The 12,518-nt window shown below is 64.6% G+C and carries 11 protein-coding genes; 1 reads left to right on the forward strand and 10 read right to left on the reverse strand.

The window, feature by feature from the left end:
- Positions 1-76 precede the first annotated feature (76 nt).
- The 9 genes from pnp to rimP form a co-directional block, all read right to left on the reverse strand.
- The gene (gene pnp / locus JG743_RS00090) at positions 77-2,227 is read right to left on the reverse strand and encodes a polyribonucleotide nucleotidyltransferase (RefSeq protein ID WP_202296771.1); all 2,151 of its coding nucleotides are present in this window, start codon (positions 2,225-2,227) and stop codon (positions 77-79) included.
- Positions 2,228-2,643: 416 nt separating this feature from the next.
- Positions 2,644-2,955: a 30S ribosomal protein S15 gene (gene rpsO / locus JG743_RS00095; RefSeq protein ID WP_274608553.1), complete on the reverse strand. Its 312-nt coding sequence runs from the start codon at positions 2,953-2,955 to the stop codon at positions 2,644-2,646.
- 151 nt (positions 2,956-3,106) lie between these two features.
- Complete coding sequence (corA, locus tag JG743_RS00100) at positions 3,107-4,201, reverse strand: magnesium/cobalt transporter CorA (protein ID WP_202296791.1); 1,095 nt, start codon at positions 4,199-4,201, stop codon at positions 3,107-3,109.
- A 44-nt stretch (positions 4,202-4,245) separates the two neighbouring features.
- Positions 4,246-5,211, reverse strand: coding sequence for a tRNA pseudouridine(55) synthase TruB (gene truB / locus JG743_RS00105; protein WP_202296793.1), 966 nt, complete (start codon positions 5,209-5,211; stop codon positions 4,246-4,248).
- Positions 5,211-5,633: a 30S ribosome-binding factor RbfA gene (rbfA, locus tag JG743_RS00110; protein ID WP_202296795.1), complete on the reverse strand. Its 423-nt coding sequence runs from the start codon at positions 5,631-5,633 to the stop codon at positions 5,211-5,213. Before rbfA ends, truB begins: the two co-directional genes overlap by 1 nt.
- A gap of 113 nt (positions 5,634-5,746) precedes the next feature.
- A complete protein-coding gene (gene infB / locus JG743_RS00115) occupies positions 5,747-8,314 on the reverse strand; it encodes a translation initiation factor IF-2 (RefSeq protein WP_202296797.1) in 2,568 nt (855 codons plus the stop codon).
- Positions 8,311-8,961 carry an RNA-binding protein gene (locus JG743_RS00120; RefSeq protein ID WP_202296799.1) on the reverse strand — a complete coding sequence of 217 codons (651 nt, stop codon included), beginning with the start codon at positions 8,959-8,961 and terminating at the stop codon, positions 8,311-8,313. The genes infB and JG743_RS00120 overlap by 4 nt, the downstream gene beginning before the upstream one ends.
- Before the next feature lie 38 nt (positions 8,962-8,999).
- Positions 9,000-10,595 (reverse strand): transcription termination factor NusA, encoded by a 1,596-nt coding sequence (nusA, locus tag JG743_RS00125; protein ID WP_202296801.1) that lies wholly within the window; start codon positions 10,593-10,595, stop codon positions 9,000-9,002.
- A gap of 45 nt (positions 10,596-10,640) precedes the next feature.
- Positions 10,641-11,267 carry a ribosome maturation factor RimP gene (gene rimP, locus JG743_RS00130; protein ID WP_202302351.1) on the reverse strand — a complete coding sequence of 209 codons (627 nt, stop codon included), beginning with the start codon at positions 11,265-11,267 and terminating at the stop codon, positions 10,641-10,643.
- A 326-nt stretch (positions 11,268-11,593) separates the two neighbouring features.
- On the opposite strand from rimP, the gene JG743_RS00135 reads away from it, so the two are divergent.
- Positions 11,594-11,758: a hypothetical protein gene (locus JG743_RS00135; protein WP_202296803.1), complete on the forward strand. Its 165-nt coding sequence runs from the start codon at positions 11,594-11,596 to the stop codon at positions 11,756-11,758.
- 38 nt (positions 11,759-11,796) lie between these two features.
- On the opposite strand, the gene trmB is transcribed toward JG743_RS00135, so the two are convergent.
- Complete coding sequence (trmB, locus tag JG743_RS00140) at positions 11,797-12,498, reverse strand: tRNA (guanine(46)-N(7))-methyltransferase TrmB (protein WP_202296805.1); 702 nt, start codon at positions 12,496-12,498, stop codon at positions 11,797-11,799.
- Positions 12,499-12,518 lie beyond the last annotated feature (20 nt).

Consider the following 12,518-nt stretch of genomic DNA (forward strand, 5'->3'; position numbering starts at 1 on the left):
CCGTGGGAAACAAGTCCCCTAAACGAAAACGGGCGCGACATCGGTCGCGCCCGTCTCAACTATCTGGTCAGACCAATCAGGCTGCGTCTTCCTCGCCGCCTTCGGCCTTCTTCTCGCGCACGATTTCCTTGCCGGTGGCCTGGTCGACGACCTTCATCGACAGACGGACCTTGCCGCGCTCGTCGAAGCCCATCAGCTTGACCCAGACCTTGTCGCCTTCCTTGACCACGTCGGAGGTCTTGGCGACGCGCTCATTGGCCAGCTGCGAAATGTGAACGAGGCCGTCGCGCGGACCGAAGAAGTTGACGAAAGCGCCGAAGTCGGCGGTCTTGACGACCGTGCCTTCGTAGATCTCGCCGACTTCCGGCTCGGCGACGATGGTGTGGATCCACTTCTTCGCCGCCTCGATCTCCTTGGCGTTGGCCGAAGCGATCTTGACCGTGCCGTCATCCTCGATGTTGATCTTGGCGCCGGTCTTCTCGACGATCTCGCGGATGACCTTGCCGCCGGAGCCGATGACGTCGCGGATCTTGTCGGTCGGGATGTGCATGACCTCGATGCGCGGCGCGAATTCGCCGAGCTCGGCGCGGGCGCCGGACAGCGCGTGGGCCATCTCGCCGAGGATGTGCAGGCGGCCGTCCTTGGCCTGGCCGAGCGCGATCTGCATGATCTCCTCGGTGATGCCGTCGATCTTGATGTCCATCTGCAGCGAGGTGACGCCGTTGGCAGTGCCGGCAACCTTGAAGTCCATGTCGCCGAGGTGGTCCTCGTCGCCGAGGATGTCGGAGAGCACCGCAAAGCGCTCGCCTTCCTTGATCAGGCCCATGGCGATGCCGGCAACCGGCTTGGCGATCGGCACGCCGGCATCCATAAGCGCCAGCGAGGTGCCGCAAACGGTGGCCATCGAGGACGAGCCGTTGGACTCGGTGATCTCCGAGACGACGCGCAGCGTGTAGGGGAACTGGTCGGCGGAGGGCAGCATCGGCCGGATGGCGCGCCAGGCAAGCTTGCCGTGGCCGATCTCGCGGCGGCCCGGCGAGCCCATGCGGCCGGTTTCACCGACCGAGTAGGGCGGGAAGTTGTAGTGAAGGAGGAACTTCTCCTTGTACATGCCGGTCAGCGAGTCGACATACTGCTCGTCCTCGCCGGTGCCGAGCGTGGCGACGACCAGCGCCTGGGTCTCGCCGCGGGTGAACAGCGCCGAACCGTGGGTACGCGGCAGGACGCCGACTTCGGAGACGATCTTGCGAACCGTCTTCAAGTCACGGCCGTCGATGCGCGAGCCGGTGTCGAGGATGTTCCAGCGCACGACCTTGGCCTGGAGCTCCTTGAACACGGTGCCGATCTGCTCGGACGTGTACTTGGCTTCCTCGCCTTCGGCCGGCGCGAACGCCGACTTGACCTTCGCCTTGACGGCGTCGACGGCGGCATAGCGGGCCTGCTTGTCGATGATCTTGTAGGCGTCGCGAAGCTCGTCGCCGACGATCTTCAGCATCTCGCCTTCGAGCGCGGAATAGTCCGGGGCGGTGAAGTCGCGCGGGTCCTTGGCGGCGACCTCTGCCAGCTTGATGATGGCATCGATCACCGGCTGAAAGCCCTTGTGGCCGAACATCACGGCGCCGAGCATCAGCTCCTCGCTAAGCTCCTTGGCTTCCGACTCGACCATCAGCACGGCATCAGTGGTACCGGCGACGACGAGATCGAGCTTGGATTCCTGCATCTCGTCAATATGCGGGTTGAGCACGTACTCGCCGTTGATGTAGCCGACGCGGGCGCCGCCGATCGGGCCCATGAAGGGGACGCCGGACAGCGTCAGCGCGGCCGAGGTGGCAACGATCGACAGGATGTCCGGATCGTTCTCGAGATCGTGCTGGACGACGGTGACGACGATCTGGGTATCGTTCTTGTAGCCGTCGGCGAAGAGCGGGCGGATCGGGCGGTCGATCAGGCGGGAGACCAGCGTTTCCTTCTCGCTCGGACGGCCCTCGCGCTTGAAGTAGCCGCCCGGGATCTTGCCGGCGGCATAGGTCTTTTCCTGGTAGTTGACGGTGAGCGGGAAGAAATCGAGGCCGGGCTTCGGTTCCTTCATCGAAACGACGGTGGCGAGGACGACGGTCTCCCCGTAGGTGGCGAGCACGGCGCCGTCAGCCTGGCGCGCAATCTTGCCGGTTTCCAGAACGAGCGGACGACCGCCCCACTCGATTTCCACTTTGTGGTAGTTGAACATATCTTGTCCTTCATATGCGGAAAGGGTCGCGCTGCTTGATCGTGCGCGAATGCCCTTTCCCCTGGCTTCTTTTCTCGGGCAGCCACGGGCAAGACAACGGGAAGCTCATGTCAGTCTCGGCACGATGGCCGCACGAGCGTCCTGCAATCCTGCCCCATGACCGTCCATGGGCGGTTCCGAGTGGCCCTCTGCTTTCTCGAAACCGGGTGGCCGATCGATCCGAACGGCCTTGCGCATGACCCCGAAAGCCTCGGCTCTCGAAACGCGCCCTGCGCAAATGCGAACTTTGCGAAGCGTCCATTTGCGCATCCAACCGATGCGCGGCGCTTCATTTCCTTCATTGGCGCACTGGAGATATCCGATGCACCAATGCGCGACCGGCGGGCTCTCCCAGGGAAAGCCCGCCGGTCAATTCGTCAACGGCGCAGACCGAGCTTCTCGATCAGCGTCTGATAGCGCGTGTCGTCCTTGCGCTTGAGATAGTCAAGCAGGCTGCGGCGCTGGGAGACAAGAGCGAGCAGACCACGGCGGGAATGGTTATCCTTCTTGTGGTCCTTGAAGTGGTCGGTCAGATTCTTGATGCGCTCCGAAAGAATGGCCACCTGGACTTCCGGAGACCCGGTATCGCCCTTCGCGGTCGCGAATTCAGTCATCAATTCCTTCTTGCGCTCGGCAGTAATCGACATCGTGTTTTTCCTTATCTGTTGGAGGAAACGGGACGCCCTCAGCCGGGATGTCGTCCAGCAGGGGCCGGTGCAAGCAACGCGTCAGGGCGCGAAGCTGCCGGGCATATAGTGCAATTCCCTGGAAAACGCCAGCCCAATTCACAAGCCGGCTTGTCGCAGGCCTTTTGCAGTCAAACCGAAGATTTGCGTTCGACTACAACCACTTCTTCCACTTGAAGAAGGCAATGAGCCCGACGGCAACCAGGCCCATGAACAGCAGCGCCGTGGGATAGCCGTAATAGGCCTTCAGCTCCGGCATGTTCCATGGCGATGTGTCAGGGTCGAAATTCATGCCCCAGACGCCGACCAGGAAGGTAAGCGGCATGAAGATCACCGAGACGATGGTCAGATAGGAGATGACGTCGTTTGTGCGCGCCTGGCTCAGCGACAGATGCATCTCGATCAGCCCGGTCAGCATGTCGCGCTGGGTTTCGACCAACTCGATCAGCCGCAGCGAATGATCCAGCGTATCGTTGAAGAAGACTTTGGTCTCCGCCTTCACGTAAGGCACGTCGTTGCGGATCAGCGTCGCCAGCGCATCGCGCATCGGCCACAAGACGCCCTTCAACACATTGGCGTCGCGCCGCAATTCGTGCAATTGCCGCATCTGCTGCTTGTGCGGCGCGTGCAGCATCTCGTCCTCGATGCTGTCGACCAGTTCACTGGCCGCCTCGATCGGCGGGAAATAGCTGTCGACGATGGCATCGATCAGCGCATAGGCGAGATAGTCGGCGCCCCGCGCACGCAAGCGGTTGGGCATTGAGCTTGCGATCCGCTTGCGCACCGGATTGAACGGGTCGCCCTCGCGCTCCTGGAAGGTGACGACGAAGTTGTTGCCGAAGAAGACCGTGATCTGCTCGTAGCGATGGGCCGTGACGTCGTCGATCATGCGCATGACGACAAAGGCATGATCCTCGAAGAAATCCACCTTCGGCCGCTGGCCGGTGTTGACGACATCCTCCAGCGCCAGCGGATGCAGGCTGAAGATGTGGCCGATCTCCTCGATGAGCGGGATGTTGGCGAGGCCGGTGCAATCCAGCCAGACGACCGGCCACTGGTCGCAATGGGCGTTGAGATCGTCGATGCTGGCGTTCTCGATGGTCTCGTATGTCTCCGGCGAAATCAGCGTCAGGCGAAGCTCGCTGCGCCGCGCCGCCGGATCGGCGATCAGCGTGCCCGGCGAAGCGCCGACCGGCGGCCGTCTTGTTTTCAGCGGCGCGCGCTTCCTGACCGTCTCAGCCTTTGCCATGTCCCCCTCAAGCGCAGTGTCGACGCGAAATTAGCCGAACGCCGTCACCCGGCAAAGACCCGCTTGGGCTTGAACATGCCTTGCTCGATGGCGCCGATGGCGACCAGCCTGCCACGCGCGGTGGCGCAAGCCTCCTCGGCCTCGACCGGCGCGTCGCGGCCGCGGATGATGACTGGATTGCCGAGCCGGATCCTGGTCGCCGCGTCGTCGCTGACCACCACCTGCGGCAGGCAGTCGAGCGCGGCGGCGGTCTCGACCAGCAGCGCGTCGATCGCGCCGAAGTCGATGGGCGTTTCCGGGGCGTCGGCATCGCCCCCCGCCTCATCGCGTTCGCCGAAACGGGCGGCTTCCAACTCGGCGATGGTAACGAAATCCTCCGGCGTGAAAGGCTCGACCTCGACGCGGCGCAGTTCCGAAATATGGCCGAAGCAGCCAAGATCGCGGCCCATGTCGCGGGCAAGCGAGCGCACATAGGTGCCCTTGCCGCACTCGACCTCGAAAACGGTGCGATCGGCGCCGTGCTCGACGATGTCGAGGCGGCCGATCTCGATCTCGCGCGCGGGTATGTCGACCGTCTCGCCCTCACGGGCGAGGTCGTAGGCGCGCTCGCCGGCGATCTTGATGGCCGAGAATTGCGGCGGCGTCTGCATGATGACGCCGGTGTATTTCGGCAATAGCGCCCTCACCTCGGCCTCGGCCGGACGGAGCTGCGAACTTTCGGTCACCGGGCCTTCGAGGTCGTCGGTCGAGCGCTCCTCGCCCCAGGCGACCGTGAAGCGGTAGACCTTGGCGCCGTCCTGCACGTAAGGCACGGTCTTGGTCGCTTCGCCGAGCGCGATCGGCAACATGCCGGACGCCAGCGGGTCGAGCGTGCCGGCATGACCTGCTTTTTCTGCCTGGAACAGCCATTTGATCTTGGAGACAGCCTCGGTCGAGCCCATGCCGACCGGCTTGTCCAGCACCACCCAGCCGGAAACCGGCCGGCCCTTCTTCTTGCCGCGGCGGCCCACTATTCGCTGTCCTTCTCGTCTTCTTTGTTGTCTTCGTGGCTGAGATCGCGCGCCACTTCGGGCGATTTCAGCAATTCATTGATCCTGGCGAAATTGTCGAAGGACGTGTCGAGCCGGAAGCGGAATTCCGGCATGTACTTCATCTGCCTGAGCGCGCCCGAGACTCGGCCGCGGATGAACTTCGCATGCTTGTTGAGCGCTTCGACCACGGCATTGTCGTCGCTGGCGCCCAGCGGCGAGACGAAGGCGGTGGCGATCTTGAGGTCCGGCGACATGCGCACCTCCGAGACCGAGACCACCGCGTTCTCGATCAGCGGATCGATGATCTCGCCGCGCTGCAAGGTTTCGGACAGCGCGTGGCGCACCTGCTCGCCGACACGCAGCATGCGCTGGGACGGGCCTGACGTGGTTGAACGGGACATTTTCCTCGGTCCTGAAATCGTGATGCGCGGGATGGGACCGCGCCGCATGTCTCATGTGATGTGGGCGGCGGCCTCGCGACCACCGCCCGGTCTTCTCGACGCGTTACTCGAACTCAGAGCGTCCGGGTCACCATCTCAATGCGGAAGCACTCGATGACGTCGCCGACACGCATGTCCTCGTAGTTCTGGAAGGCCATGCCGCACTCCTGGCCGCCCGGCACTTCCGAAACCTCGTCCTTGAAACGCTTCAGCGTCTTCAGCGTGCCTTCGTGGATGACGACGTTGTCGCGGATCAGGCGCACGCCGGCACCACGCTCGACCTTGCCTTCGGTGACACGGCAGCCGGCGATCTTGCCGACCTTGGTGATGTCGAAGATCTCGAGGATCTCGGCATTGCCGATGAAGGTCTCGCGACGCTCCGGCGAGAGCATGCCCGAGAGGGCCGCCTTCACGTCGTCGACGAGATTGTAGATGATCGAGTAGTAACGGATCTCGATGCCCGCGGCCGCGGCGGCGGCGCGTGCCTGCGTGTTGGCGCGGACGTTGAAGCCGATGATCGCGGCACCGGAGGTCTCCGCCAGCGACACGTCGCTTTCGGTGATGCCGCCGGCTCCGGCATGGACGATGCGCGCACGCACCTCGTCGTTGCCGAGCTTGTCGAGCGCGGCGTTGATGGCCTCGATCGAGCCCTGCACATCGCCCTTGATGACCAGCGGGAATTCCTTCAGCCCGCTCGTCTGCAACTGCGACATCATCTGCTCAAGCGAGCCGCGCTGGCCGGCATGCTTGGCCACCGCCTTCTCGCGCGCCAGGCGCTGACGGTACTCGGTGATCTCTCTCGCGCGCGCCTCGTTGTTGACGACGGCGAAGCGGTCGCCGGCCTGCGGCGTGCCCTGCAGGCCCAGCACCTCAACCGGCATCGCCGGCGGCGCTTCCTTGACGTGCTCGCCGCGATCGTTAACCAGCGCACGCACCCGGCCCCACTCGTTGCCGGCGACGAGGATGTCGCCCGGCATCAGCGTGCCGGTCTGCACCAGCACGGTGGCGACGGGGCCGCGGCCCTTGTCGAGCTGCGCCTCGATGACCACGCCTTCGGCGGTGCGGTCCGGATTGGCCTTCAGGTCGAGGATTTCGGCCTGCAGCAGGATCGCCTCGAGCAGCTTGTCGAGATTGGTGCCCTTGGTCGCCGACACTTCGACGTCCAGCACCTCGCCGCCCATCGATTCGACGAACACTTCATGGCGCAACAGTTCGGAGCGCACCTTCTGCGGGTCGGCGTCATGCTTGTCGATCTTGTTGATCGCCACGATGATCGGCACGCCGGCCGCCTTGGCATGGCTGATCGATTCGATCGTCTGCGGCATGACGCTGTCGTCGGCCGCCACCACCAGCACGGCGATGTCGGTCGCCTGGGCGCCGCGGGCGCGCATCGCCGTGAAGGCGGCGTGGCCGGGCGTGTCGATGAAGGTGATCTTCTGACCGTTCTTCTCGACCTGGTAGGCGCCGATATGCTGGGTGATGCCGCCGGCTTCGCCGGAGACGACATTGGCGTTGCGGATGGCGTCGAGCAACGAGGTCTTGCCGTGGTCGACATGGCCCATGATCGTGACCACAGGCGGACGCGTCACCAGGTCTTCCGGACGGTCGGCGATGTTGAACAGGCCTTCCTCGATGTCGGACTCGGCGACGCGGCGCACGGTGTGGCCGAATTCGGTGGCGACCAGTTCGGCCGTGTCGGCGTCGATGACGTCGCCCGGCTTCATGATCTGGCCCTGCTTCATGAAGAACTTGACCACGTCGACGGCGCGCTCGGACATGCGCTGCGCCAGTTCCTGGATAGTGATGGTTTCTGGCAGGATCACTTCGCGCATGACCTTCTCGCGCGGCTCATTGTGCATCGCGCGTTTGAACTTCTCTTGACGGCGGCGCATCGACGACAGCGAACGGGCGCGCGCATCCTCGTCGGAGAGCGCCGAATTCAGTGTCAGCTTGCCGCGGCGGCGGTCTTCCTCGCCCTTGGTGGGCTTGGCCGGACGCGCCACTTCGGGCGTGACCAGGCGGCGCACGGGAGCGCCGGCGCCGGCACGCTTGGGCTTGACGTCCTCGTCTTCGTCCGGCGTCGCCAGTTCGGCGGCCAGCGGCGCGCGGCGGCGAGCCTCTTCCTCGGCGCGGCGCCGGGATTCGGCCTCGGTCTGCAGCCGCGCTTCTTCCTCGGCCTGGCGGCGCGCAGAGTCCTCACGCTCGCGCTTGCGGCGCTCTTCTTCCTCGGCGCGGCGCTTGGCCTCTTCCTGGGCGCGCTGGCGGTCTTCGACCTCGCGCGCCTTGGAGCCTTCCAGCGCCTTGCGGCGGGCTTCCATTTCGCTGCGCGACAATTCGTTGAGCACCATGCCGCCACGCTCGGCCGGCGGCGGAGGCGCCTTGGGCGCTTCCTGGACGGCAGGAGCCGCTGCCGCGGCAACGGGCTTCGGCGTGAAGACGGACACGGGAGCGGCCGCCGGCTCCGGCTTGTCGCCGGGCAGCGAGAACTTGCGCTTCTTGGTCTCGACGACGACCGCCTTCGTGCGGCCGTGCGAGAAGTTCTGGCGCACGGTGCCCTGTTCCATGCCGGGCCGCTTCAGCGTCAAGGTCTTCTTCGGCGTAACGCTCAACGTCTTGTCGTCGCCCGATTTCGTATCGCTCATTCGATATCCTCTGCGGCATCATCTTCGTCAGCAACGTCCGCAATCATTGCCAGATCGTCCGGGGAACCGCCCCGATACCGGTCGAGCGCAACCATGCGCTTCTCAACCGCCTTGCCCGCGTCTTGCGCGAGGACGGCAGCATGTATCACATTTGTACCCCCCAATGCCAAGCTCAACTCGGCCTCGGGGAAAAGTTTGTAGGCAGGGATGGCGGGGCCGCCGAGATGAACGGTCGCCCGTCTTGCCTGGCTGATCTTGCGGACGCCGTCATCCGACGCTTCGGTCGCATGAAGCACCAGCAAGGCCAGCCCCTCGCGCACCGCGTTCTCGACCTTGGCGGCGCCGAGAACGACCGCGCCGGCCTTGCGGGCAAGCCCCAACATGCCCAGCGCGGATCGGGAAAGCAGGGTGTCGACCATGTCGCCGAGGTCGGCGGGAACGTTCACCTGCGCCTTGAAGGCGCGGGCGAACAGGTTCTTCGCCGCTGCCTTGTCGACATGTAGGCGCTCGGCACTGACCCAGCAACCGCGGCCGGGCAGATTTCTCTTGAGGTCCGGGACGACGGCCGAATCGGGGCCGACGACGAAGCGGATCAATTCATCCGGTTCGGCCTGCTTGCGGGTGACGATGCAGGTGCGATCGTTCATCTCGTCCGGGGGCGGGTTCGGTGCGATAGGGTTTCACCTCACGCACCGACGGCTTCGTCAGCCGTCGCTTCCTGCGCGGCAAGCTCATCCTCGGTGATCCAGCCGGCCTTCAGGCGGGCGGCCAGGACCATCTGCTCGGCGTCGGCGCGCGACACGCCGTGGCTGGCGAGGACGCCCGGATAGACCTTGGTCTCGCCGTCCTTGCGTTCCTTCCAGCCGGTCAGGTCGTCGGCGGCATAGCCGGCGAAGTCCTCGATCGTCTTCACGCCGTCCTCGCCGAGCGTCACCATCATGGCGGTGGTGATGCCGGGGATTTCGCGCAGCTCGTCCTCGACGCCGAGCGCCTTGCGCTTGTCGTCGTGCTCGGCCTCGATCTTCTCCAGATATTCGCGGGCGCGGGTCTGGATTTCCGAAGCGGTATCCTCGTCGAAGCCGTCGATCGAAGCGATCTCGCCGGCGTCGACATAGGCGACTTCCTCGACGCTGGTGAAGCCTTCGGAGGCCAGCACCTGGCCGACCATCTCGTCGACGTCGAGGGCCTCCATGAACAGCGCCGAACGCTCGACGAATTCCTTCTGGCGGCGCTCGCTCTCTTCCTGCTCGGTCAGGATGTCGATGTCCCAGCCGGTGAGTTGCGAGGCGAGCCGGACGTTCTGGCCGCGGCGGCCGATGGCCAGCGACAGCTGATCGTCCGGCACCACGACCTCGATGCGCTCGGCGTCCTCGTCGAGCACCACCTTGGCGACCTCGGCCGGCTGCAGCGCGTTGACGATGAAGGAAGCGGCCGACGGCGACCACGGGATGATGTCGATCTTCTCGCCCTGCAATTCGCCGACCACCGCCTGGACGCGGCTGCCGCGCATGCCGACGCAGGCGCCGACCGGATCGATCGAACTATCGCGCGAGATGACGGCGATCTTGGCGCGCGAGCCCGGATCACGGGCCACCGACTTGATCTCGATGATGCCGTCGTAGATTTCCGGCACTTCCATGGTAAACAGCTTGGCCATGAACTGCGGATGGGTACGCGACAGGAAGATCTGCGGGCCGCGCTGCTCGCGGCGCACGTCGTAGACATAGGCGCGGACGCGGTCGCCGTATTTGTAATTCTCGCGCGGGATCAGCTCGTCGCGGCGGATGATCGCCTCGCCGCGGCCGAGATCGACGATGACGTTGCCGTATTCGACGCGTTTGACGGTGCCGTTGACGATCTCGCCAATGCGGTCCTTGTATTCGTCATACTGGCGGTCGCGCTCGGCCTCGCGCACCTTCTGCACGATGACCTGCTTGGCCGACTGGGCGGCGATGCGGCCGAAATCCATCGGCGGCAGCTGTTCAGCGATGAAATCGCCGAGCTGGGCGTCGGGGTTGCGCTCGCGGGCCGAGGAAATGGCGATCTGGGTGGCGTAGTCCTCGACCTTCTCGACCACTTCCATCAGCCGCTGCAGCTTCATCTCGCCGGTGTTGGCGTTGATGTCGGCGCGGATGTTGGTCTCCTGGCCATAGCGCGAGCGCGCCGCCTTCTGGATCGCATCGGCCATGGCGGCGATGACGATCGACTTGTCGATCGACTTTTCACGCGCGACCGCGTCGGCGATCTGCAGCAGTTCCAGTCTGTTGGCGCTTACAACCATTGTCTTTCTCCCGAGCCTGTTGCCGGACTAGTCCGGCAGCTCAAATCAATTTTCCTGTTCGTTTTCCGTATCCGCAGCAACGTCTTCAGCTTCGCCGCGGCGTTTTTTGGCTTCCTTGCGCGCCCTGTTGTCCTTCGACAGGGCGTCGCGGATGAGATCGTCGGTCAGCACCAGCCGCGCATCGGCGATCGCATCGTAAGGCACGCGCACCGTCGGCTCCTCGCCATAGGCCGCCTTGTCGCGGGCGATCAGCACGCCATCGGCGTCGCTCTCGGCGATCTTGCCCTTGAAGCGCTTGCGGTCGCCGACGAGGACCGAGGTCTCCATCTTGACCAGATGGCCGGTCCAGGTCGTGAAATCCGACTTGCGGACCAGCGGCCGGTCGATGCCGGGCGAAGAGACTTCGAGATGATACGCCTTTTCGATCGGATCTTCGACATCGAGCGCGGGCGATACGGCGCGGCTGACCTCTTCGCAATCCTCGACGGTCATGGTGCCGTCCTCGCGTTCGGCCATGATCTGCAGCGTCAGCCCGTTCTGGCCCGACAGATGCACCCGCACCAGGCGGAAGCCGATGCCGCGCAGCACCGGCTGCACGATGAGCGCGATGCGCGCATCGATGCCGCTTTCGCGGATGATGCGGTCGTCGGCTTCGCTTGCCGTTACAGTCATGCGGTTCCTGTCGTTCTCTGATGGCTGAGCGGCAGGTAATAAAAAAGAGCGGGACCGGGTGGACCCACTCTTCGTCATACCGACCAAGAATTTGAGGCTGATATAGACGATCCCGGCCGGCGTTTCAAGCCTGCTGTGGGGAGCGGCGCGAGCGCGGCGGTTGCGCGGCCGATCTGCAGCGAACGGAGGCCGGGGCAAACAGCCCTGCGCCGGATGCATGGCGCCCATGCGGTAACGCCTCTGTGATCCCGGGCGCACCACACCTATCTATGCTGCATCGCACAATAGATGAATTGCGCGCGGTGGCGCGCGAGAGGTTGAAAGTCATGGGTAGCCGCAAGCTGTTTTCCGCCATTGGCAACATCTTCACCACATTCGGCAGCGCCGTTGCCGTGTCGCGAGCCGTCGAAACCGGCCGCAAGCCGCGCGCCGACGATCTGCGCAAGCTCGGCATGGACCCGGCCGCCTTCGCCAAGATCGGCCGCTTCTGATTCAGTTGTTCGCCTGGCGCCTGATATTGGCGCCGGGCCTATGTCCTGACGAAGGTGAGATAGGCCGGCCGCCGGCCCTCGCGAATGGCCTTCGCCTCGTAACGCGTGCCCGGCCAGCCATCATAGGGCCGATGCCAGTCGGCCGCTTCCTGCGCCTGCCATGCGAAGGCGCCATGTGCCCGACAGTGCAGCAGCGTCCAGTTGACATAGGTGTCGATGTCGGAGGCAAAGCGGAATTTTCCGCCCGGCTTCAGCACGCGGGCGAAACGGTCGAGATTGACCGGACCGACGAAGCGCCGCTTCCAGTGCTTCTTCTTTGGCCAGGGATCGGGATAGAGCAGGTCGATGCCGTCGAGCGACGCCGGCGGCAGCCAGTCAAGCAGCCGCGTGGCGTCGTCGTCATAGACCCTGAGATTGGTCAGCGGTTTTTCCCTGACCGCCATCATCAGTTTGGCCATGCCGTTGACGAACGGCTCGACGCCGATAAAGCCGGTTTGCTCAGCCGCCGTCGCGCGATGCAGCAAGTGCTCGCCGCCGCCAAAACCGATTTCAAGCTGAATCGCTGAAACATCGGCGGCAAACAGGGCGCGCAATTCCGCCGGCGGCTCGGCCGCCAGATCAAGCCGATAGGTCTGAAAACCGCTTTCCAGCGCCGCGGCCTGCTGCGGACGGATGGTCTTGCCGCGCCGGCGGCCGAAGAAAGCTTCGGTCGCGCGGCTCGGCCTGTCTTTTGGGTCCATGGACAGGTTTGCCGTCGCCG

Origin of the sequence: Mesorhizobium sp. 131-2-1 (assembly GCF_016756535.1) — a bacterium.
GTDB lineage: Bacteria > Pseudomonadota > Alphaproteobacteria > Rhizobiales > Rhizobiaceae > Mesorhizobium.

Excerpts from the sequence above, each read along its gene's own strand:
- pnp (WP_202296771.1), bottom strand. The coding sequence starts at position 2,227 with ATGTTCAACTACCACAAAGTGGAAATCGAGTGGGGCGGTCGTCCGCTC.
- corA (WP_202296791.1), bottom strand. The coding sequence starts at position 4,201 with ATGGCAAAGGCTGAGACGGTCAGGAAGCGCGCGCCGCTGAAAACAAGA.
- rbfA (WP_202296795.1), bottom strand. The coding sequence starts at position 5,633 with ATGTCCCGTTCAACCACGTCAGGCCCGTCCCAGCGCATGCTGCGTGTC.
- infB (WP_202296797.1), bottom strand. The coding sequence starts at position 8,314 with ATGAGCGATACGAAATCGGGCGACGACAAGACGTTGAGCGTTACGCCG.
- JG743_RS00120 (WP_202296799.1), bottom strand. The coding sequence starts at position 8,961 with ATGAACGATCGCACCTGCATCGTCACCCGCAAGCAGGCCGAACCGGAT.
- nusA (WP_202296801.1), bottom strand. The coding sequence starts at position 10,595 with ATGGTTGTAAGCGCCAACAGACTGGAACTGCTGCAGATCGCCGACGCG.
- rimP (WP_202302351.1), bottom strand. The coding sequence starts at position 11,267 with ATGACTGTAACGGCAAGCGAAGCCGACGACCGCATCATCCGCGAAAGC.
- JG743_RS00135 (WP_202296803.1), top strand. The coding sequence starts at position 11,594 with ATGGGTAGCCGCAAGCTGTTTTCCGCCATTGGCAACATCTTCACCACA.
- trmB (WP_202296805.1), bottom strand. The coding sequence starts at position 12,498 with ATGGACCCAAAAGACAGGCCGAGCCGCGCGACCGAAGCTTTCTTCGGC.